18 protein-coding genes are annotated in these 21440 nt (G+C 63.5%); all 18 read left to right on the forward strand.

All coding sequences use genetic code 11. The features are described 5' to 3' along the window. Nucleotides 1–210: 210 nt before the first annotated feature. Nucleotides 211–669, forward strand: coding sequence for a division/cell wall cluster transcriptional repressor MraZ (mraZ, locus tag NKH59_RS21830; protein ID WP_254818997.1), 459 nt, complete (start codon nucleotides 211–213; stop codon nucleotides 667–669). Further along, entirely contained in the window at nucleotides 666–1697 is a 1032-nt protein-coding gene (gene rsmH, locus NKH59_RS21835; protein ID WP_352539515.1) for a 16S rRNA (cytosine(1402)-N(4))-methyltransferase RsmH, read from the forward strand. Before mraZ ends, rsmH begins: the two co-directional genes overlap by 4 nt. Nucleotides 1698–1701: 4 nt before the next feature. Then, nucleotides 1702–2079 (forward strand): cell division protein FtsL, encoded by a 378-nt coding sequence (gene ftsL, locus NKH59_RS21840; RefSeq protein ID WP_352539516.1) that lies wholly within the window; start codon nucleotides 1702–1704, stop codon nucleotides 2077–2079. Nucleotides 2080–2093: 14 nt separating this feature from the next. Continuing rightward, nucleotides 2094–3821, forward strand: coding sequence for a peptidoglycan D,D-transpeptidase FtsI family protein (locus NKH59_RS21845; RefSeq protein ID WP_352471555.1), 1728 nt, complete (start codon nucleotides 2094–2096; stop codon nucleotides 3819–3821). A gap of 54 nt (nucleotides 3822–3875) precedes the next feature. Next, nucleotides 3876–5330: a UDP-N-acetylmuramoyl-L-alanyl-D-glutamate--2,6-diaminopimelate ligase gene (locus tag NKH59_RS21850; protein ID WP_352539517.1), complete on the forward strand. Its 1455-nt coding sequence runs from the start codon at nucleotides 3876–3878 to the stop codon at nucleotides 5328–5330. Next, on the forward strand, nucleotides 5327–6760 hold the full coding sequence (locus NKH59_RS21855) for a UDP-N-acetylmuramoylalanyl-D-glutamyl-2,6-diaminopimelate--D-alanyl-D-alanine ligase (protein WP_352539518.1): 1434 nt from the start codon (nucleotides 5327–5329) through the stop codon (nucleotides 6758–6760). Before NKH59_RS21850 ends, NKH59_RS21855 begins: the two co-directional genes overlap by 4 nt. A 24-nt stretch (nucleotides 6761–6784) precedes the next feature. Beyond that, a complete protein-coding gene (gene mraY / locus NKH59_RS21860) occupies nucleotides 6785–7867 on the forward strand; it encodes a phospho-N-acetylmuramoyl-pentapeptide-transferase (RefSeq protein ID WP_023676767.1) in 1083 nt (360 codons plus the stop codon). An 8-nt stretch (nucleotides 7868–7875) separates the two neighbouring features. After that, nucleotides 7876–9276: a UDP-N-acetylmuramoyl-L-alanine--D-glutamate ligase gene (murD, locus tag NKH59_RS21865; protein WP_352471558.1), complete on the forward strand. Its 1401-nt coding sequence runs from the start codon at nucleotides 7876–7878 to the stop codon at nucleotides 9274–9276. Then, nucleotides 9276–10427 (forward strand): putative lipid II flippase FtsW, encoded by a 1152-nt coding sequence (ftsW, locus tag NKH59_RS21870; protein ID WP_023676765.1) that lies wholly within the window; start codon nucleotides 9276–9278, stop codon nucleotides 10425–10427. Before murD ends, ftsW begins: the two co-directional genes overlap by 1 nt. Nucleotide 10428: 1 nt before the next feature. Next, the gene (gene murG, locus NKH59_RS21875) at nucleotides 10429–11556 is read left to right on the forward strand and encodes an undecaprenyldiphospho-muramoylpentapeptide beta-N-acetylglucosaminyltransferase (RefSeq protein ID WP_352539519.1); all 1128 of its coding nucleotides are present in this window, start codon (nucleotides 10429–10431) and stop codon (nucleotides 11554–11556) included. Beyond that, the gene (gene murC / locus NKH59_RS21880) at nucleotides 11553–12959 is read left to right on the forward strand and encodes a UDP-N-acetylmuramate--L-alanine ligase (RefSeq protein ID WP_352539520.1); all 1407 of its coding nucleotides are present in this window, start codon (nucleotides 11553–11555) and stop codon (nucleotides 12957–12959) included. The genes murG and murC overlap by 4 nt, the downstream gene beginning before the upstream one ends. Further along, the gene (murB, locus tag NKH59_RS21885; protein ID WP_031211769.1) at nucleotides 12956–13921 is read left to right on the forward strand and encodes a UDP-N-acetylmuramate dehydrogenase; all 966 of its coding nucleotides are present in this window, start codon (nucleotides 12956–12958) and stop codon (nucleotides 13919–13921) included. Before murC ends, murB begins: the two co-directional genes overlap by 4 nt. 314 nt (nucleotides 13922–14235) lie before the next feature. After that, nucleotides 14236–15162: a D-alanine--D-alanine ligase gene (locus NKH59_RS21890; RefSeq protein ID WP_352539522.1), complete on the forward strand. Its 927-nt coding sequence runs from the start codon at nucleotides 14236–14238 to the stop codon at nucleotides 15160–15162. Next, on the forward strand, nucleotides 15150–16091 hold the full coding sequence (locus tag NKH59_RS21895; protein WP_352456163.1) for a cell division protein FtsQ/DivIB: 942 nt from the start codon (nucleotides 15150–15152) through the stop codon (nucleotides 16089–16091). The genes NKH59_RS21890 and NKH59_RS21895 overlap by 13 nt, the downstream gene beginning before the upstream one ends. Beyond that, on the forward strand, nucleotides 16088–17395 hold the full coding sequence (gene ftsA, locus NKH59_RS21900; protein ID WP_352471565.1) for a cell division protein FtsA: 1308 nt from the start codon (nucleotides 16088–16090) through the stop codon (nucleotides 17393–17395). The genes NKH59_RS21895 and ftsA overlap by 4 nt, the downstream gene beginning before the upstream one ends. 68 nt (nucleotides 17396–17463) lie before the next feature. Further along, nucleotides 17464–19134: a cell division protein FtsZ gene (gene ftsZ / locus NKH59_RS21905; protein ID WP_254818983.1), complete on the forward strand. Its 1671-nt coding sequence runs from the start codon at nucleotides 17464–17466 to the stop codon at nucleotides 19132–19134. 279 nt (nucleotides 19135–19413) lie between these two features. After that, nucleotides 19414–20361 (forward strand): UDP-3-O-acyl-N-acetylglucosamine deacetylase, encoded by a 948-nt coding sequence (lpxC, locus tag NKH59_RS21910; RefSeq protein ID WP_353023008.1) that lies wholly within the window; start codon nucleotides 19414–19416, stop codon nucleotides 20359–20361. Between the two features lie 204 nt (nucleotides 20362–20565). Then, on the forward strand, nucleotides 20566–21435 hold the full coding sequence (locus tag NKH59_RS21915) for an outer membrane protein assembly factor BamD (RefSeq protein ID WP_352501057.1): 870 nt from the start codon (nucleotides 20566–20568) through the stop codon (nucleotides 21433–21435). The last annotated feature ends 5 nt before the right edge of the window (nucleotides 21436–21440 follow it).

Consider the following 21440-nt stretch of genomic DNA (forward strand, 5'->3'; position numbering starts at 1 on the left):
GCCCATAACACCCCATGATATCCCATTCCGATACTCAAGCCTTCGTTTCGTGTCAGGGTGAAGCGTACGCCAATCGGGCAGCCGCGGCGGCTGCGCGTTTGCCTGCGTTCGCCCGTTATAACGAAGTGGGTTTTGGACGCCGACCGGGCTGGGGCGGCGCGGACAGGAAGATGCAGAGGGGTGCGGCGGCGCAAGCGGCCGTAACGCGTAATGGACCGGTTTCTGTCGAACGCGGTGAACAGGATCGATGCGAAGGGACGGGTGTCCGTGCCGGCGCATTTCCGTGCCGTTGTGCAGAAACGCGGCTATTCGGAACTTTATGCGCTACGCTGCCTGGATCGCCCGGCGATGGATGTCGGTGGGCTCGACCTGCTCGATCGCTACGAGCAGCGTATCGCCCAGGAAGACCCGTTCCTGCAGACGGCGGACGACATGTCGTTCTTCTGCCATGGCGATGGAACGTTTCTGAAGCTCGACCAGGACGGCCGTATCACGATGAGCGATTTCATTCGCGAGCATACCGGCATTTCAGCGGAAGTGGCCTTCGTTGGCCGCGGCAATTTCTTTCAGATCTGGGAGCCGGGACGGCTCAGCGCCTATGGGACGGAAGCACGCGCCCGGCTTTTGCAACTTCGGCAGGGGACGAAGCCCGGGGAGCGGCCGGAATGATGGCGGGCGACGGCGATGAAGTTCATGCCGCTGGCGGACCAGCCCGTCACATTCCGGTCCTCCTTGCCGAAGTTCTGGAGGCGCTGGCGCCGACAAAAGGCGAGGTGATCGTCGACGGCACGTTCGGTGCCGGCGGCTACACGAAGGCCATTCTGGCAAGCGGAGCCTCGGTCGTCGCCATCGACCGCGATCCGGATGCGATCGCGGCGGGGCGGGCCCTTGAACAGCAGTCCGGCGGCAAGCTCAGGCTTGTCCAGGCACCGTTCTCGACGCTCGACGAACAGGTTGAAAGTGCCGATGGCGTCGTGCTCGACATCGGCATCTCCTCCATGCAGATCGACCAGCCGGAGCGCGGCTTTTCGTTCCGGGCCGATGGGCCGCTCGACATGCGCATGGCGCAGGCGGGCCTGAGCGCCGCCGACGTCGTGAACACCTTCAAGGTGGGCGATCTTGCCCGCATCTTCGGTTTTCTCGGCGAGGAACGCCATGCCGGGCGCATCGCCCGCATGATCGAGAGCCGTCGCGAAAAACGCCCCTTCGAGCGCACGCTCGATCTTGCCGATGCCATCGAGACGCATATCGGTCGCGCGCCAAAGGACAAGATCCATCCGGCCACCCGCGTTTTCCAGGCGCTGCGCATCTTCGTCAATGACGAACTCGGCGAACTGGCCAAGGCACTGTTTGCCGCAGAGCGCGTGCTGAAACCGGGCGGGCGGCTTGTCGTGGTGACCTTCCATTCCCTGGAGGACCGCATCGTCAAGCGCTTCATCGCCGACAGAGCCGATTCAGCGACCGGATCGCGGCACCTGCCCGAGGCGCAGGCGCGCACCGCCACCTTCACCAAGAAGGGCGGCGGCGTGACGCCTGGCGATGCCGAGATAACGGCAAATCCGCGGGCGCGCTCGGCAAGGCTGCGCGCTGCGATCCGTACAGAGGCGCCGGCGCGCGCCGGCGATTTTTCGATTTTCGGCCTGCCAAAACTGCCTGGCCCAAAGCTTCCCGGCGCCGATCGACCGGGAGAGAGGTGAGCACGTGTTTCGTACCAGCGACATAGTCCTGATCGCCGTGATGGTTTCGGCGGCCGCCCTGACCTACAAGACCAAGCGCGAGGCCGAGGAGCAAATGGCGGCAGTGCACAAGATCCAGGCGCAGATCCGTTATGAGGAGGACACGATCGACCTGCTCAAGGCGGACTGGAGCCTGCTTACCCAGCCGTCGCGCCTGCAGAAGCTCACCGAAATCTACAAATCGCAACTCGGACTCGAGCCGGTCAATGCGCGGCAGATCGTCGGGCTGGACGATCTGCCGGCGAAACCCGTCAATATCGAGGACCTTTCATCGCAGCGGCTGGGCGGCATGGCCGATATCGGCGGCAAGGATCCCGTGGTGACCGGAGGCGTCGTCCAATGATCACCGGATTTCCAATGGCTGCCAGATTTCCAAAGATTGGCAGGCTGCTGAAGCGCGGTTCGAAGCCCGGTGCAGGCGGATCAATCGTGGTCGAAGGTGCCCGCAAGGCGACCGGTGGCAAGGGCAGGACCCGCATCGTCATGACGATGGCAGTGTTCTTCGGCATCTATTCGACCATTGCCGGGCGGCTGGTCTATCTGGGTTTCCAGAATCCCGACCTGTCGGGCGGCCCGCAGAGCCGGGTGACGGCATCGCGACCCGACATCGTCGACCGTAACGGCGAAGTGCTGGCGACCGACATCAAGACCGCGTCGCTGTTTGCCGAACCGCGCCGCATCGTCGATGCCGACGAGGCGATCGAAAAGCTGTCGACGGTGCTTCCCGAGATCGACTACGAGCAGACATACAACAAGCTGAAGAGCGGCGCCGGGTTCGTCTGGCTGCAGCGTCAACTGACGCCGAAGCAGCAGGCCGACATCATGCAACTCGGCATCCCCGGATTCGGCTTTCGCACCGAAAAGCGCCGGTTCTATCCGGCCGGCGAAACCTCGTCCTACATTGTCGGCCTCACCAACATCGACAATCAGGGCATCTCCGGCATGGAGAAATACATCGACGAACAAGGCTTGAGCGACCTTCAGGCGTCGGGTCTGGCGGTGGCCAAGGATTTGAAGCCGGTGCAGCTCTCGATCGACCTGCGCGTCCAGCATATCGTGCGCGATGAGGTCGCCACCGGCATGGAAAAGTACCACGCGATCGCGGCGGGCGCCGTCGTGCTCAACGTCAAGACCGGCGAGGTGCTGGCGATGGCGTCGGTTCCGGATTTCGATCCGAACAACCCCTATAACGCGCAGGACAAGGACCGGCTCAACCGTATGTCGGCCGGCCTCTATGAAATGGGGTCGACCTTCAAGAGCTTCACCACCGCCATGGCGCTCGATTCCGGCAAGATAACGCTGCAAAGCCGTTTCGACGCGTCGCGCCCGATCAGGATCGGCCATCAAACCATCCATGATTTCCATGGCAAGGGCCGGGTACTGTCGGTGCCGGAAGTGTTCATCTACTCCTCCAATATCGGCTCTGCCAAGGAAGCCGAAGCGGTTGGCATCGACGGACACCGCGAATTCCTGCATCGCCTGGGAATCCTCGAGAAGATGCAGACCGAACTGCCGGAAGTGGCTCGGCCGACCGAGCCCAAGGTCTGGAAGCAGGTCAATTCGATCACCATCGCCTTCGGCCACGGTGTATCGACGACGCCGCTGCAGACAGCGGTCGGCTGCGCCGCGCTGATGAATGGCGGCTATCTGATGGACCCGACCTTCCTGCCGCGCACGCAGGAGCAGGCGATGGCGGTGGCCAAGAAAGTGGTCAGCGACAAGACGGTCGAGGGCATGCGCTATCTCTATGCACTCAATGCCGAAAAGGGATCCGGCCGCAATGCACGGGTGCCAGGATACCGGGTGGGCGGCAAGACGGGAACGGCGGAGAAGGTTGTCAACGGCCGTTACTCGAAGGAAAAGAATTTCAACGCCTTCGTTGCGGCTTTTCCGATGGACGATCCGCAATACATAGTGCTTACGATCGCCGACGAACCGAAGCCGGAAAAGCCCGGCATGGGTGGTACGGCCGCCTCGAACGCGGGCATCATGGCTGCAAACATCATCCGACGTGCGGCTTCCATGCTTGGCGTGAAGCCAGATTTCAGCCATGAAAATGGTGCAACGCTGGTTTCCTATCAGTGATTCTTGGGGCGCGCCGGCAACTGCGCGCTATTTTGTTGCGATGAACGGGGTTCGATGAAGCTGAAAAATCTAGCCGGTATCCTGCCTGTCGAGGGGACAGCTTCCTTCGACATGGAGGTTACAGGGATTTCGTCGGATTCCCGCCAGGTAACACGGGGCGTCGTCTTTTTCGCGCTCACCGGCTCCAAGGCGGATGGCGCAGCCTACGCAGCCGATGCCGCAAGCCGCGGCGCTGCCGCGATCGTGGTCGGCAAAGGCAGTGCGGTCGCCGGGCTGCCAGTCCCGGTTCTTGTCGTAGACGATCCGCGCCTTGCACTGGCGCTGAGTGCTGCACGTTTTTTCGGCATGCAACCGCAAACCATGGTCGCGGTGACCGGAACCAGCGGCAAGACCTCGGTCGCCGCATTCACCCGGCAGATATGGGAGCAGGCGGGTTTTGCCGCCGCCTCGATCGGCACGACCGGCGTGGTGGCGCCGGGCCGCAACGAATATGGCTCGCTGACCACGCCGGATCCGGTGGCACTGCACAGGCTGCTCAAGGAGCTGGCGCAGGCCGGCGTCACCCACGCCTCGATGGAAGCGTCCAGCCATGGCCTCGACCAGCGCCGGCTCGACGGCGTCAAGCTCGCGGCCGGCGGCTTCACCAATCTCGGCCGCGACCATATGGACTATCATCCGACGGTCGAGGACTATCATCGCGCCAAATTGCGTCTGTTCGACGCGCTGCTGCCGAAGGGCGCGCCGGCGGTCATCTTTGCCGACGACCCGTGGTCGGAGCCGACGATCAAGGCGGCGCGGGCAGCGGGACTGAACGTGCTGACGGTCGGCCGCCACGGCGATTTCCTGCGGCTGAAGCGGGTCGAGCACGAGCGCCACCGCCAGCGCGCCGAGGTCGAAGCGGACGGCGTTCTCCACGAAGTCGACTTGCCGCTGGCCGGCGACTTCCAGATTGCAAATGCGCTGGTGTCGGCCGGCCTCGCCATTTCGACTGGAACATCTGTTGCCAAGGCGTTGATGTCGCTGGAGAAATTGAAGGGCGCGCCGGGACGGCTCGACCTTGTCGGGACGGCCGCCAACGGCGCGCCGGTCTATGTCGACTACGCGCACAAGCCGGATGCGCTGGAAAACGTGCTGGCTTCGGTGCGCCCCTTTACCACCGGCCGCGTCATCGTCGTATTCGGTTGCGGCGGCGACCGGGACCGAGGCAAGCGGCCGATCATGGGCGAGATCGCCACAAGGCTGGCCGAGGTGGTCATCGTCACCGACGACAATCCCCGCTCGGAAGTACCCGAGACGATCCGCGCCGCGATCCTGGAAGCCGCACCTGGCGCCATCGAGATCGGCGACCGGCGCAAGGCCATCCACGAGGCGGTCGGGATGCTTCACGCTGGCGACACGCTGATCGTGGCCGGCAAGGGCCATGAGGAAGGCCAGACCATCGGCACCGAGACGCTGCATTTTTCCGATCATGAGGAAGTTCGCTCGGCGCTGCGGGAGCAAGCGGCGTGAGCTATCTGTGGACCTCCGAGGCGCTGGTTGCCGCCATGGATGGCCGGCCGCTCGGTCCGATGCCTGAAGCCATCGCCGGCATTTCCATCGACAGCCGCAGCCTGCAGCCGGGAGACGCTTTCTTCGCCATCAAGGGCGAGGCCATGGACGGCCATGATTTCGTCACCGCCGCCATCAAGGCGGGCGCCGGCGTGCTGGTCGTCGCCGAGGGCAAGCTGCCGTCGCTGGGGCGGCTGACTGCACCGATGATCGTCGTGGAGGACGTGCTTGTCGCTCTGGAAAAGCTCGGCGTTGCGGCGCGCGCACGCTCAAAGGCCAGGGTCATTGCCGTGACCGGATCGGCGGGCAAGACCACCACCAAGGAAGCGCTACGCCACGCTCTCTCCGCGGTCGGTACGGTGCATGCTTCGGCCCAGTCGTTCAACAATCACTGGGGCGTGCCGCTGACGCTGGCGCGCATGCCCCAGGATTGCGACTATGCCGTCTTCGAGATCGGCATGAACCATCCCGACGAGATCCGGCCGCTGGTCAAGATGGTCCGGCCGCATGTCGCCATCGTCACGTTGATCGCGGCCGCTCACCTCGGCTTCTTCCGCAACCTGGACGAGATCGCCAAGGCCAAGGCAGAGGTTTTCGAGGGACTGGAACCCGGTGGCGCCGCCCTTCTCAACCGCGACGATGCGCGCTGGAAGCTGCTGGAGAAGATGGCCAAAGAGGCCGGCGTCGAGCATGTCTACGGGTTCGGCGAGAACGCCCGGGCGACCTTCAAACTGATCAAATGCGAGCTCAATGCCGATCACTCGGTCATCACCGCCAAGATTGGCGGGCACGAGATTGTCGCCAGGATCGGCGCGCCGGGCCGCCATATGGTGCAGAACGTGCTCGCGGTGCTTGGTGCCGCGCATCTGGTCGGCGCCGACGTTAACAGGGTTGCGCAGGCGCTGGCCGATCTTTCGCCCGAACGCGGACGCGGCAAGCGCTATGTGTTGCGTCATCCCAACGGGCCGATCACGCTGATCGACGAGAGCTACAACGCCAATCCCGCGTCGATGAGCGCTGCAATGGCACTGCTCAACACGACGCCGGTGTCGGGCGAGGGCAGGCGCATTGCCGTGCTCGGCGATATGCTCGAGCTCGGCAGCCATTCGGCGAAATTGCATGCCGCGCTTGCCGGTCTGATCGTCGGCACCGACACGCGCACGGTCTTTCTCGGAGGCCCGGAAATGCGGGCGCTGGCCGACGTTTTGCCCGACGAGATCAGGACGGAATACCGCGCCGGTGCGGAAGATCTGAAACCGGTTCTTCTATCGGAATTGAAGCCCGGCGACGTGGTCATGATCAAATCGTCGAAGGGCATAGGCTTTTCAAAGCTGGTCGAGGCGTTGCTCGGCAAGTTTCCGGCGGAAGCCACAACCAGCAGACAGACCTAGGATCGGTCCGGGGGACGCAAGCGCATGCTAACACTGCTCGTCGAATTTGCGGACAAGATCTCGGTCTTCAACGTCTTCCGCTACATAACCTTCCGCACCGGCGGAGCGCTGATCACAGCGGCACTGATCGTGTTCATTTTCGGACCGACCATCATCAATTCGCTGCGGCTGCGGCAAGGCAAGGGCCAGCCGATCCGTGCCGACGGGCCGCAGACGCATTTCAAGAAGGCGGGAACGCCGACAATGGGCGGACTGATGATCCTGTCCGGCATCGTCGGTTCGTCGCTGCTGTGGGCGAACCTGTCGAGCATCTACGTCTGGGTGGTCCTGCTGGTGACGCTGGGATTCGGCTCGATCGGCTTTTACGACGATTATCTCAAAGTAACCAAGCAATCGCATCTCGGCTTTTCCGGCAAGGCGCGGCTGGGGCTCGAATTCGTCATCGCCGGCATCGCCGCCTGGGTGATCATGCATAACGGCCAGGCGCCGTTCTCGTCATCGTTGACATTCCCTTTCGCCAAGGAGTTTCTCGTCAATCTCGGCTGGTTCTTCATCCCGTTCTCGTGCTTTGTCATCGTCGGCGCCGGCAATGCGGTGAACCTGACCGACGGTCTCGACGGGCTGGCGATCGTGCCGATCATGATCGCCGCCGCATCCTTCGGCGTCATCGCCTATCTCTCTGGCAACGCGGTGTTCGCCGAATATCTGCAGATCCATTTCGTGCCCGGCACCGGCGAACTTGCGGTGGTCCTTGGAGCGGTGATCGGCGCCGGTCTCGGCTTCCTCTGGTTCAATGCGCCGCCGGCGGCGATCTTCATGGGCGACACCGGCTCGCTGGCGCTGGGTGGGCTGATCGGCACGGTCGCGGTGGCGACCAAGCACGAGATCGTGCTGGTCATCGTCGGCGGCCTGTTCGTCGTCGAGATATTCTCGGTCATCATCCAGGTCGGCTACTTCAAGATGACCGGCAAGCGCGTCTTCCTGATGGCGCCGATCCACCATCATTTCGAAAAGCTCGGCTGGACCGAAAGCCAGGTGGTGATCCGCTTCTGGATCATCGCCGTCATCCTGGCGCTGGTCGGCCTGTCGACCCTGAAGCTCAGATAGGAGGCCGCTTGATCCCCGCCGCATCCTTTTCAGGCAAGCGCGTTTCGCTCTTCGGGCTCGGTGGCTCGGGGATTGCCACGGCGCGCGCGCTGATCGAGGGCGGCGCGGATGTGCTGGCCTGGGACGACAATCCCGACAGCGTCGCCAAGGCCGGCGCGGTCGGCATCACGACAGCGGACCTGCGCGGTGCGGACTGGGCGAGGTTTTCCGCCTTCGTGCTGTCGCCCGGCGTGCCGCTGACGCATCCCAAGCCACACTGGACCGTCGAGTTGGCGCGGGGCTCAGGCGTGGAGATCATCGGCGACATCGAGCTTTTCTGCCGCGAGCGGATGCTGCTGGCACCGGCAGCACCTTTCATTGCCATTACCGGCACCAACGGCAAGTCGACGACCACGGCACTGACGGCGCACATCCTAAAATCGGCTGGGCGCGACACGCAGATGGGCGGGAATATCGGCCGCGCGGTGATGACGCTCGATCCGCCGCAGCCTGAACGGCATTATGTGGTTGAGTGCTCTTCCTACCAGATCGATCTTGCCCCTTCGATCAACCCGACGGCCGGTGTGCTGCTCAATCTGACGCCGGACCATCTCGACCGCCATGGCACGATGCAACACTACGCCTCGATCAAGGAGCGGCTGGTGGCCGGCAGCGAGACGGCAATCATCGGTGTCGACGATTCCTGGTGCGCCCAGATCGCCGATCGGCTGGAGCGGGCCGGCCGGCAGGTCATCCGCATCTCCAAGCGGCTGCCGCTGACCGACGGCTATTTCGCTGACGGCACCAACTTAATGGAAGCCGTGCACGGCCGCTACAGCCGTGTCGCCTTCCTCGAAGGCATCGGCTCGTTGCGCGGCCAGCACAATGCGCAGAACGCGCTGGCCGCCGCCGCCGCCTGCCTCAAGGTCGGGCTCGAGCTCGGCGAGATCCAATCCGGACTGGAGAGTTTCCCTGGGCTGGCGCACCGCATGGAGCAGGTCGGCCGCAAAGGGCATGTGCTGTTCGTCAACGATTCCAAGGCGACCAATGCCGATGCCGCTGCACCGGCGCTGTCGAGCTTTGCGCGTATCTACTGGATTGCCGGCGGCCTGCCGAAAGAGGGCGGCATCGAGCCGTTACGCGGCTTCTTCCCGCGCATCGCCAAGGCCTATCTGATCGGCGAAGCCGCACCGGCCTTTTCGGCGACGCTGGGCGAAGCGGTGCCCTACGAGATATCAGGCACGTTGGCGGCGGCAGTCGAACACGCCGCCCGCGATGCGGCCGGGGATAGTAGCGGCGAGGCAGTGGTGCTGCTGTCGCCGGCCTGCGCCAGTTTCGACCAATTCAAGAATTTCGAAGTCCGCGGCGAGGCGTTCAGGCAAGCCGCAACCGCCATTGATGGCGTGAAGCCCATCGGAGGGACACGATAATGCAAAGCCGTCTCGACAAAAGCCCTGTGGCGACCTGGTGGTGGACGATCGATCGGTGGTTCCTGGCGGCGTTCCTGTCGCTGATGGGGCTCGGCATCGTTTTGTCCTTCGCCGCAAGCCCGGCGGTGGCCGAGCGCATCGGGCTAGACAGTTTCCACTTCGCGACGCGCCAGATTATCTTCACCATTCCGGCACTTGGGGTGATGCTGGCCGTCTCGTTCCTTGAATCCAGGCAGATCCGGCGCATGGCGCTGGTCATGCTGTGCATCATGCTGTTTTTGATGGTGGCGGTGCTCTATATCGGCGTCGAGGTGAAGGGCGCGCGGCGTTGGGTGTCGCTAGCCGGCCTCTCGATCCAGCCGTCCGAGTTCCTGAAACCGGCCTTCGTCATCATCTGCGCCTGGCTGTTCGCCGAGCACAAGCGCCAGCCCGACATTCCGGGCAATTTGTTCGCCATGTTGCTGCTTGCGCTGGTCATCTCGCTGCTGGTGGCGCAGCCTGACCTTGGGCAGACCATGCTGGTGCTCGGCACCTGGGGGGTGATGTTCTTCATGGCCGGGTTGCCGTGGCTGTGGATCGTCGCGCTGGGTGCTGCCGGCGTCGGCGGCGTGTTCGCTGCCTATGCGGTGTTCCCGCACGTTGCCGGCCGCATCGACCGCTTCATGACCGGCGAGGGCGACACGTTCCAGGTCGACATGGGCCGCGAGGCGCTGATCAATGGCGGCTGGTTCGGCGTCGGGCCGGGCGAGGGTACCGTCAAGCGGGTCATCCCCGACAGCCACGCCGACTTCGTCTTCTCCGTCGCCGGCGAGGAATTCGGGCTGATCATGTGTTTCTTCATCATGTCCATCTTCGGCTTCATCGTGCTGCGCGGCCTCAACACGGCACTCAAGGAGCAGGACGATTTCACACGCTATGCGGTTGGCGGCCTGGTCACGGTCTTCGGCCTGCAGTCGGTCATCAACATGGCCGTCAATCTGCAGCTGATGCCCGCCAAGGGCATGACGCTGCCGTTCATTTCCTACGGCGGTTCCTCGCAGATCGCGATCGCCATCTCGATGGGCATGGTGCTGGCGCTGACGCGCAAGCGCCCGGAAAAGCGCAAGCAGCTGGGCTTCATGCCGTCGCCGCGTGCGATGCCGGCGGAGTGAGATGGCGAAGGGGGTCATCCTGCTGGCGGCGGGCGGAACGGGCGGACATCTGTTCCCGGCCGAGGCACTGGCGCACGAACTGACCGGGCGCGGCTGGGCGGTGCACCTGGCGACGGACGAACGCGCCGAGCGCTTTGCCGGGCAGTTCCCGGCGGCCGCCATCCATCCGATCCAGTCGGCGACGATGGGGTCGAAAAATCCTTTTGCCGTGCTCGCCGCATTTTGGAAAATCTGGCGCGGGGTGCGGCAGGCATCGGCCGTCATCGCCAGCGTCAAGCCCGCTATCGTGGTCGGCTTCGGCGGCTATCCGACGCTGCCGCCGCTTTACGCGGCGACCCGGCGCAAGGTGCCGACGCTGATCCACGAGCAGAACGCGGTGATGGGCCGCGCCAACCGGGCGCTCGCCGGCCGCGTCGACGCTATTGCCGGTGGTTTCCTGCCGGAAGACACAAGTGCTACAGGCGTCAAGACGGTGACCACCGGCAATCCGGTCAGGCCGCAAGTGCTGGAAGCGGCGAAGACGCCTTATGCCGCATCGGCCGGTGAAGAGCCGTTCCGATTTCTGGTGTTTGGCGGCAGCCAGGGCGCGCAGTTCTTTTCCGATGCGGTGCCGGCGGCGATCGCCCGGCTTTCCGATGCACAGCGCAGGCGGCTGGCGATCACCCAGCAGGCGCGCGCCGACGATGTGACGCGGGTGAAAGCCGCCTATGCCACGCTTGGCATCGAGGCCGAGGTGTCGCCCTTCTTCACCGACATGGCGGCGCGGCTGGCGGCGGCGCATCTGGTGATGTCGCGCTCCGGCGCATCGACCGTATCGGAAATCGCGGTGATCGGCCGGCCGGCGCTGCTGGTGCCTTATCCGCACGCGCTCGACCACGACCAGGCGGCGAATGCGGCGGCCCTTGCGGCAGCGGGCGGCGCCGAGGTGCATCCGCAATCCACGCTTTCGGCGGAGCGGATCGCCGTGCTTGTCGGCGGGCTGATGGATGATCCAGGCAAGGCGGCGACAATGGCCGCGGCGGCGAAATCGTCCGGAAAACCGGATGCCGCGCGGTTGCTCGCCGATCTGACAGAGGCTATTGCGTCCAGGAAATCCGTTTCGGAATTCAGGAAGGAGACGCACGCATGAAGATGCCACAGACGATCGGCCTCGTGCATTTCATCGGCATTGGCGGCATCGGCATGAGCGGCATCGCCGAGGTGCTGCACAATCTCGGCTACAAGGTGCAGGGATCCGATCAGGCCGACAGCGCCAATGTGCAGCGGCTGCGCGACAAGGGCATCGAATGCTTCGTCGGCCATCAGGCCGAAAACCTCGGCGAGGCCGAAGTGGTCGTCGTCTCCACCGCAATCAAGAAATCCAATCCGGAGCTGAAGGCGGCGAGAGAGAAGTTGCTGCCGATCGTGCGGCGCGCCGAAATGCTGGCCGAACTGATGCGCTTCCGCCAAGCGGTGGCGATCGGCGGCACGCATGGCAAGACGACGACGACTTCGATGGTGGCGACGCTACTCGAAGCCGGCGGGCTCGACCCGACGGTAATCAATGGCGGCATCATCAATGCCTATGGCACCAATGCCCGCATGGGAGACGGCGAATGGATGGTGGTCGAGGCCGACGAGAGCGACGGCACCTTCCTCAAGCTGCCGGCCGAGATTGCCGTCGTCACCAATATCGACCCCGAGCACCTCGACCATTACGGCTCCTTCGACAAAGTGCGCGAAGCGTTTCGTCAGTTCGTCGAGAATGTGCCGTTCTACGGCTTCGGTGTGATGTGCACCGACCACCCCGAGGTGCAGGCGCTGGTCGGCCGCATCGAGGACCGGCGCGTCATCACCTATGGCGAAAATGCGCAGGCCGACGTGCGCTTCACCAATCACCGCATGGACGGCCCGACTTCGGAATTCGACGTGGTGATCCGCGACCGCAAGACGCACGGCCAGATAACGATATCAGGCCTGCGGCTGCCTATGCCCGGGCGCCACAATGTTTCCAATGCGACGGCGGCGATTGCCGTCGCGCATGAGCTCGGCCTTTCGGCTGAGGCAATCAAGAAGGGCCTGTCATCCTTCGCCGGCGTCAAGCGCCGTTTCACCCATACCGGTTCGTGGAACGGTGTCGATGTGTTCGACGATTACGGCCATCATCCGGTCGAGATCACGGCGGTACTGAAGGCTGCGCGCAGCGCTACCAAGGGTCGCATCATCGCCGTTACCCAACCGCATCGCTTCACCCGGCTGCGCGATCTGTTCGACGAGTTTTCCGTCTGCTTCAACGATGCCGATACGGTAATGGTGGCGCCCGTCTATGCGGCCGGCGAGGAGCCGATCGACGGCGTTACGTCCGACGCACTGGTGTCGCGCATCCGCTCCGGCGGCCATCGCGACGCACACTACATCGAAGGTCCAGCGGCGATTGCGCCGATCGTGCGCGAGGTGGCGAAGCCGGGCGATTTCGTCGTCTTCCTCGGCGCCGGCAACATCACCCAATGGGCCTATGCGCTGCCCAGGGAACTCGGCGGGACCATCTCATGATGCGCGGCCAGGCGTTGATCGAGAAGCTTGGCGACCGGCTTGCCGGACTGCGCGGCCGCATCACGCCCAATGCCGAGATGGACAAGATCACCTGGTTTCGAGCCGGCGGGCTGGCGGACGCATTGTTCCAGCCGGCCGACGAGGACGATCTTGCCACGTTCCTGAAGGCGGTGCCGGAGGAAATTCCGCTGACCATCGTCGGCGTCGGCTCGAACTTGCTTGTCCGTGACGGCGGCATTGCGGGCTTTGTCATCCGGCTTTCGGCCAAAGGCTTTGGCGAGACCGAAGTGATTGCGCCGACCACGATCAAGGCGGGTGCCGCGACACCCGACAAGCGCCTTGCGGCCGTTGCCTACGAGGCCGGCATCGGTGGCTTTCATTTCTACCACGGCATTCCCGGCGCCATTGGCGGAGCGCTGAGGATGAACGCCGGCGCCAATGGCGTCGAGACGCGCGAGCGCGTGGTCGAGGTACGGGCACTCGACCGCAAGGGCAATGTTCATACGCTGAGCAATGCCGATATGGGCTATGCCTATCGCCATTCAGCGGCGCCGTCCGGGCTGATCTTCACGTCGGCGCTGCTCGAAGGCATTCCTGAGGACAAGGCGGCGATCAAGGCCGCGATGGATGCTGTCCAGAACCATCGCGAGACCGTGCAGCCGATCCGCGAAAAGACCGGTGGCTCTACCTTCAAGAATCCTGAGGGCACCTCCGCCTGGAAGGAGATCGACAAGGCCGGCTGCCGCGGCCTGATGGTCGGCGGGGCGCAGATGTCGCCGATGCATTGCAACTTCATGATCAACACCGGAACGGCGACGGGCTACGAGCTTGAATATCTCGGTGAGACGGTGCGTGCGCGCGTGCTCGAAAGATCAGGCATCCGGCTGCAGTGGGAGATCAAGCGCATCGGTAATTTTCGGCCGGGCCATGCCGTCCAGGAATTTCTCGGGCAGTTGCTTTAGGCAAGCTGACCGCCGTTGCCTTTCGGACTCATGAATTCACATTTTGCTGCCGTTTTTGCGGAAAGTGAATCCATCGGAATCGTAAGCACTTGCCAGCGAATCAACTCTCTGATTCTCTGCCCTGAAGCGTTTCCTGATTTGAGTCGTTTCGACGCGTTACTCGCGTTTCCGTCTGGGGGGCAACCTGCCGGGAGACTCGGACTCAATGTTGCGGAAACACGGGAGCGAAGTTGCTCGGGCGCATTTGAGTGCGCGCGATGCTTTTCGGGGCATGCACGATGGTGCAGGCCTGCTGTGAGAGGAAATGACGGGGAATGACAAGCAAGCATGTGGCCGTTCTTCTGGGGGGATTCTCGTCCGAGCGGCCCGTGTCCCTGTCGTCGGGTAAGGCCTGCGCCGATGCGCTCGAGGGAGAGGGCTACCAAGTCACCCGCGTCGACGTCTCGCGCGACATCGGCTCGGTGCTCAGCGCGCTCAAGCCTGACGTCGTCTTCAATGCGCTGCACGGCCCTTTCGGCGAGGACGGCACCATCCAGGGCATCCTCGAGTACCTCGCCATTCCGTACACCCATTCCGGCGTGCTTGCCTCGGCGCTTGCGATGAACAAGGAACAGGCCAAGAAGGTCGCGAAGGCGGCCGGCGTTCCGGTGGCGGAGTCGAAGGTGGCCAATCGCTTCGCCATCCAGAACAAGCACCCGATGAAGCCGCCCTATGTCGTCAAGCCGGTCAACGAAGGATCGAGCTTCGGTGTCGTCATCGTGCATGAAGGCCAGTCGCATCCGCCGCAGATCATCGGCTCGTCCGAGTGGAAATATGGCGATACGGTCATGGTCGAGCGTTATGTGCACGGGCGGGAATTGACCTGCGCGGTGATGGGCGATGTGGCGCTCGGTGTCTGCGAGATCATCCCGACCGGCCATTCCTTCTACGACTATGATTCAAAATACGTCGCGGGCGGATCAAAACACGAATGCCCGGCAAAACTTTCACCGAATATTTACCAAAAAATACAGACACTGGCGCTCAAGGCTCATCAAGCCATCGGCTGTCGGGGCGTTTCCCGGTCGGACTTCCGTTATGACGATCGTCACTCCGAAAACGGCGAAATTGTCTGGCTCGAGGTCAACACCCAGCCGGGTATGACGCCGACGTCTTTGGTGCCGGAAATCGCCGCGCAAGCGGGACACTCGTTCGGCGATTTGTTGAGTTGGATGGTGGAGGACGCTTCGTGTCTGCGTTGAAGTGGGGACAGGGCAAGGGGAAGGGCGCGGCCGGGCCGGCGCTGTTCGGCATGCCGTTGTCGTTCGACCATTTCGTGCTGCCGCGCCTGCTCCGCCGGCCGGTGCGCGTGCTGGCGCGCCTCGGCGAAGGCGACTTCGAAGCGCCGCCCTATTGCGCTGCCATGCTGTCGGCGGCACTGCTTGTTTCGAGCAGTGCCTATGGCGCCTATCTCGGCGGATATTCCGACGCCATCGTCCAGAGTGTCACCGCCCGCACCGGCTTTGCGGTCGACCAGGTCAAGGTCGTCGGCAACCGCGAAACGTCCGAGATCGATATTCTCGACAGGCTGGAACTCGACGGCTGGACCTCGCTGATCGGCTTCGATGCCGAAGCCGCGCGCGAACGCATCACCACGCTACCCTGGGTCGAAGCCGCGGCAGTGCGCAAGGTCTACCCGCATACGCTGGAAGTGCGCGTCGAGGAGCGCGAGCCGTTCGCGTTGTGGCAGCAAGGCAGCGCGCTTTCGGTCATCGAGAAATCCGGCACCGTCATTGCGCCGTTCTCCGGCGGCAAGCAGATATTGCTACCGCTGATCATCGGCACCGGCGCACCGGCCAAGGCGCCGGATTTCCTGGCCAAGATCAAGAATTATCCGGAGCTCGCCGCGCGGATCAAGGGCTATATCCGCATCGGCGAACGGCGCTGGGATCTCAAGCTTGAAAACGGCATCACGATCAAGCTTCCCGAAGACGGTGAGGATCAGGCGATTGCCGACCTGGTCAGGATGGATCACGAGAACGGGCTTTTGACGCGCGACATCGCCGCCGTCGACATGCGCCTTTCCGATCGTCTGGTCGTCCAGTTGACGCCGGAAGCGGCGACACAGCGCCAAGCCGCGCTCGACGAAAAGCCCAAGATGCTGAAGCGCAAGCCGGAGACGAAGATATGAGCTGGCTTGGCGGCAATAGCGATGCCTCGTCGCGCCGGTCCGGCATCCTGACGGTGCTGGATGTCGGCTCCAGCAAGGTCTGCTGCGTGGTGGCCAAACTCAAGCCGCGCGAGGATGGCAAGCTGCTGCGCGGACGCTCGCATCGCGTCCAGGTGATCGGCATCGGCCACCAGAAATCGCAAGGCGTGAAATCCGGCGTCGTCATCGATCTCGACCGTGCCGAGCACGCCATCCGTCTTGCCGTCGACGCCGCCGAACGCATGGCGGGACTGACGGTCGATTCGCTGATCGTCAACATGACTGCCGGCCGGCTGAAGAGCGAGGCTTTTTCGGCCACCATCAATCTCGGCGGCCATGAGGCCGACGAGGCCGACATCAAGCGCGTGCTTGCCGCCGGCGCCAAGCAGGCGTTGCGGGCCGAGCGCGAGGTGATCCATTCGCTTCCCGTAGCCTTTTCGCTGGATGCCGAGCGCGGTGTGCGCGATCCGCGCGGCATGGTTGGCGACCAGCTTGGCGTCGACATGCACGTGCTGACAGGCGACGCAGCGCCCTTGCGCAATCTGGAGCTCTGCATCAACCGCTCGCATCTGTCGGTTGAACGCATGGTGGCGACGCCCTATGCCAGTGGGCTTGCTGCGCTCGTCGACGACGAGCTCGAAATGGGCGCGGCCTGCATCGACATGGGCGGCGGCACGACGACGATCTCGGTGTTTTCGGAAGGCAAGTTCGTCCATGGCGATGCCATCGCGATCGGCGGCAACCACGTCACGCTGGATATGGCCAAGGGCCTGTCGACCTCGCTCGATGCCGCCGAAAGGCTGAAAGTGATGCATGGCTCGGCGCTGCCTGGCAGTGCCGACGACCGCGACCTGGTTTCCATCCATCCGATCGGCGAAGACGGCGAGGTGCCGTTGCAGATACCGCGCTCGGTGATGACGCGCATCATCCGCGCCCGCATCGACGAGACGCTGGAATTGTTGCGCGACCGGCTGAACAAATCCGGCTACGGCAACGCCGTCGGCAAGCGTGTGGTGCTGACCGGCGGTGCCAGCCAGCTTGCCGGCCTGCCAGAAGCAGCACGCCGCATTCTCGGCCGCAATGTGCGCATCGGACGCCCGCTTGGCGTGGCAGGCTTGCCCGAGGCGGCCAAGGGGCCGGCTTTCTCGACCCCGGTCGGACTTCTGATCTATCCACAGATGGCGAGCTTCGAGAGCCGGCCGGCGAAGGGAATTTCCGGTCTTCGGATGACCGGAACAGGCGGAAAACTGCATCGAATGAGTCAGTGGTTGAGAGACAGTTTTTAATTTTGACGGGGACAGCCCCATAGGCGGCCGCGGCGGCGAAGCGGCGGGAAAGGCAAAGGACGGAGACAATGACCATCAATCTGCAGAAGCCGGACATCACCGAGCTCAAGCCGCGCATCACCGTGTTCGGTGTCGGCGGCGGCGGCGGCAATGCCGTCAACAACATGATCACCGCCGGCTTGCGCGGCGTCGAGTTCGTGGTGGCCAACACCGACGCGCAGGCACTGACGATGTCGAAGGCCGAGCGGCTGATCCAGCTCGGCGCGCATGTCACCGAAGGTCTCGGCGCCGGATCGCAGCCTGAAGTCGGGCGCGCGGCGGCGGAGGAATGCATCGACGAGATCATCGATCATCTCTCCAACACGCATATGTGCTTCGTCACTGCCGGCATGGGCGGCGGCACCGGCACCGGGGCGGCTCCCGTCGTTGCCCGCGCTGCCCGCGAAAAGGGTATCCTCACCGTCGGCGTCGTCACCAAGCCGTTCCACTTCGAAGGCCAGCGCCGCATGAAGACGGCCGACATGGGTATCGAGGAACTGCAGAAATGCGTCGATACCCTGATCGTCATTCCCAACCAGAACCTGTTCCGGCTGGCCAATGACAAGACCACCTTCGCCGATGCCTTCGCGATGGCCGACCAGGTGCTCTATTCGGGCGTTGCCTGCATTACCGACCTGATGGTCAAGGAAGGCCTGATCAATCTCGACTTCGCCGACGTCCGCTCGGTCATGCGCGAAATGGGCAAGGCGATGATGGGAACCGGCGAGGCTTCGGGCGAGGGCCGCGCAATGGCCGCGGCGGAAGCCGCCATCGCCAACCCGCTGCTCGACGAGACCTCGATGAAGGGCGCCAAGGGCCTGCTGATCTCGATCACCGGCGGCCGTGACCTGACCCTGTTCGAAGTCGATGAGGCGGCAACCCGCATTCGCGAAGAGGTCGACCAGGACGCCAACATCATTCTGGGCGCCACCTTCGACGAGGAACTCGAAGGCGTCATCCGCGTGTCGGTGGTCGCCACCGGCATCGACAAATCGGCGGCCGAAATCGCTGCCGCGCCGATCGCCATCCGCGCGGCTCCGCCGAAGCCGGTCAGCCGCCCGGCGGCCCAGGTCACGGAAATGCGCCCGGCGCCTGTCCAGCAACCAATCTATGAACCACGTGCTGCCGACCCGGTCGCCGAGGCCATTCAGCTCGCCGAAGCGAATGCGGCAGCGATGGCGCAGGCCCGCCCGGCACCGGTCGCGCATGCGGAAGACTTCCGTCCGCAGAGCAAGATTTTCCAGGCGCCTCCCGCTCAACCGCAGCCAATGATGCAGCCAGCGGTTCAGCAAGCGATGCAGCCCGCTCCGCATCGTGAAATGCCGCAGCCGGTTGCCGCGGCACCCCAGCGCATGCCGCGGGTCGAGGATTTCCCGCCGCAGGTGAAGGCCGAAGTGGAAGCCAAGGCCCGCCCCGCCGACCACGAGAACAGCGGCCCGATGGGCTTGCTCAAGCGCCTGACCAACGGCTTGACCCGCCGCGAAGAGGAGCCTGCAAGACTGCAGCCGGCGCAGCCTCGCGAACCGAAACTGCGCCAGGCGCCGGCGGAAGTGCGCCGCCTAGCCAGCCAGGATCCGCAGCTTTACGCACCGCGCCGCGGCCAGCTGGACGAGCAGGGCCGCCTGACGCCGCAGAGCCGGGCTGTCCAGGAAGACGATCAGTTGGAGATTCCCGCCTTCCTGCGCCGACAAGCCAATTGATCTGTTAACGGTTCGTAACAGTTGTTAACAGGCGAGCAGGAAACTGTTCGCCTGTTAAAATTAAAAGCAATTTCAAAACAAGGACTTATGCGGCAATCCCGCGCTGGAGCGCGGTTACAACGAGTAAGAAACCGTGATTTGGAGTCTCCCTGCGGGACCATTATCTTCGCCACCGACCAAAGTCGGTTTGCTGGGAGTCTCGGGGAAGTGGCCCTGCCTGCCGATCAATCAAGAGCCGCGCCCTCAGGGCAGATGAAGCGGACCTAGGCAGCATGGGCTATGGGGATTGTTTTGCACGACTATCAGACGACACTTAAATCGCGTGCGACGCTGACCGGCATCGGCGTTCACAGTGGCAATCCGGTCACCGTCCATTTCCTGCCGGCGGACGCCGATACGGGTGTCGTCTTCCAGCTTTCGAATGCAAGCGGAAGCCACGAATTTCGCGCGCTCGTTTCCGAGGTCGGTGCCACCGACCTCTGCACCATGCTCGGCGATCCGCAGGGCGAGCACATTGCCACGGTCGAGCATCTGATGGCGACGCTTTTCGGGCTTGGGATCGACAATCTCGTCATCGAAATCGACGGCCATGAGGTGCCTATCCTCGACGGTAGCGCAGTGATGTTCATCGAGGCCATTGACCAGGCAGGCGTCGAAACGCTGCCGGTCAAGCGTCGCTACATCAGGGTGGTCAAGCCGGTTCGCATCGAGAACGGCGCCTGCTGGGCGGAGTTCCGGCCCTATGACGGCACGCGCTTCGAGATCGAGATCGATTTCGAAAGCCCGGCGATCGGGCGCCAGCTTTTTGCATCCGACATGAACGCCGACATTTTCCGGCGTGACGTCGCGCGGGCCCGCACTTTCGGTTTCATGAAGGACGTCGAGCGGCTGTGGGCGGCCGGCTATGCGCTCGGCTCCTCGTTGGAAAACTCCCTGGTGATCGGCGACGACAACCGCGTGATCAATATGGGAGGCCTGCGCTATCCCAACGAGTTCGCGCGCCACAAGACGATGGATGCGATGGGCGACCTGGCGCTCGCCGGTGCCCGGTTCATCGGCTGCTTCCGCTCCTATCGTGGCGGCCACAGGCTGAACGCAGCTGCGCTGCGCCGTCTCTTGTCCGACCGTTCGGCTTTCGAGATCGTTGAGACGACGCGCCGCGAGCGCGGGCGTACCGCGGAGATGAGCGCCGTCAACGCACCCCTCTGTGCGCCCTGGATGATCTGATTCTTAAGGTCTTGCGGCTCCCGTTGCGGTCAAGCTGTGTTGCATGGATGCATCACCGGCCTGCCAAATTACACAGCTTTCCAGGTAGCGCCAAAGCGCCACAAAAATGTGCGATTGGCCGGGGATAGCGTTGCCGGGCAAGGCAATTATGGTTTATGGCTGCTGCCGTCGACTGAAATGACGCCGAAAGGGCGGAATCCAAACATGTTTTTCAAGCGAGTTGGTCAATCGAAGGCGCCGCGGCGGGCTGTTTTCCTGGCGCTTTCGGTGGTCGTTCCATCGCTGTTTCTGTCGGCCTGCATGTCGTCCGAGAAGGACGTCGATCTGTCGACCTATGTCGATCAGACCGAGCCGGCCGACGTGCTCTACAATCAGGGTCTCGCCAATCTGAATGCCGGGCGACTGCAGGAGGCAAGCCGCAAGTTCGATGCCGTCGACCGCCAGCATCCATATTCCGAATTCGCCCGCAAATCGATGGTGATGGGTGCCTTTGCCGACTACCGTCAGGGCAATTACGATGAGGCGATCGGTTCGGCCAAGCGCTACCTGACCCTCTACCCGTCGACCGACGATGCAGCCTATGCCCAATATATTATCGGGCTGAGCTACTACCGCCAGATCAAGGACGTCACTCAGGACCAGAAGGAAGCGCGTCTTACCGCGCAGACGATGCAGGATCTGGTAACGCGCTGGCCGACTTCCGAATATGTTGATGATGCCAAGGAGAAGATCCGCTTCGCCAACGATCAGCTCGCCGGCAAGGAGATGCAGATCGGCCGCTACTATCTCGAGCGCCGCGAATACATCGCGGCCGTCAAACGGTTCCGCAACGTCGTGGAGAACTATTCCAACACACGTCATGTCGAGGAGGCGCTGGCGCGTCTGACCGAGAGCTACTATGCGATGGGGCTGACGTCGGAAGCGCAGACCGCTGCGGCCGTGCTCGGCACCAACTATCCCGACAGCCAGTGGTACAAGGACTCCTACAAGCTCCTGCAGAGTGGTGGGCTCGAGCCGCGCGAGAATGCCGGATCGTGGATCTCCAAGGCCGGGAAGCTGATCACCGGCGCCTGAGCGGC

The organism is Mesorhizobium sp. M0998, assembly GCF_040318885.1.
GTDB lineage: Bacteria > Pseudomonadota > Alphaproteobacteria > Rhizobiales > Rhizobiaceae > Mesorhizobium.

What these genes read in the sequence shown, in the direction of transcription:
- mraZ (WP_254818997.1), top strand. Translation starts at nt 211, where the DNA reads ATGGACCGGTTTCTGTCGAACGCGGTGAACAGGATCGATGCGAAGGGA.
- murB (WP_031211769.1), top strand. Translation starts at nt 12,956, where the DNA reads ATGATGCGCGGCCAGGCGTTGATCGAGAAGCTTGGCGACCGGCTTGCC.
- murG (WP_352539519.1), top strand. Translation starts at nt 10,429, where the DNA reads ATGGCGAAGGGGGTCATCCTGCTGGCGGCGGGCGGAACGGGCGGACAT.
- murC (WP_352539520.1), top strand. Translation starts at nt 11,553, where the DNA reads ATGAAGATGCCACAGACGATCGGCCTCGTGCATTTCATCGGCATTGGC.
- NKH59_RS21915 (WP_352501057.1), top strand. Translation starts at nt 20,566, where the DNA reads ATGTTTTTCAAGCGAGTTGGTCAATCGAAGGCGCCGCGGCGGGCTGTT.
- rsmH (WP_352539515.1), top strand. Translation starts at nt 666, where the DNA reads ATGATGGCGGGCGACGGCGATGAAGTTCATGCCGCTGGCGGACCAGCC.
- NKH59_RS21845 (WP_352471555.1), top strand. Translation starts at nt 2,094, where the DNA reads ATGGCTGCCAGATTTCCAAAGATTGGCAGGCTGCTGAAGCGCGGTTCG.
- NKH59_RS21850 (WP_352539517.1), top strand. Translation starts at nt 3,876, where the DNA reads ATGAAGCTGAAAAATCTAGCCGGTATCCTGCCTGTCGAGGGGACAGCT.
- ftsZ (WP_254818983.1), top strand. Translation starts at nt 17,464, where the DNA reads ATGACCATCAATCTGCAGAAGCCGGACATCACCGAGCTCAAGCCGCGC.
- lpxC (WP_353023008.1), top strand. Translation starts at nt 19,414, where the DNA reads ATGGGGATTGTTTTGCACGACTATCAGACGACACTTAAATCGCGTGCG.
- mraY (WP_023676767.1), top strand. Translation starts at nt 6,785, where the DNA reads ATGCTAACACTGCTCGTCGAATTTGCGGACAAGATCTCGGTCTTCAAC.
- ftsA (WP_352471565.1), top strand. Translation starts at nt 16,088, where the DNA reads ATGAGCTGGCTTGGCGGCAATAGCGATGCCTCGTCGCGCCGGTCCGGC.
- ftsW (WP_023676765.1), top strand. Translation starts at nt 9,276, where the DNA reads ATGCAAAGCCGTCTCGACAAAAGCCCTGTGGCGACCTGGTGGTGGACG.
- NKH59_RS21890 (WP_352539522.1), top strand. Translation starts at nt 14,236, where the DNA reads ATGACAAGCAAGCATGTGGCCGTTCTTCTGGGGGGATTCTCGTCCGAG.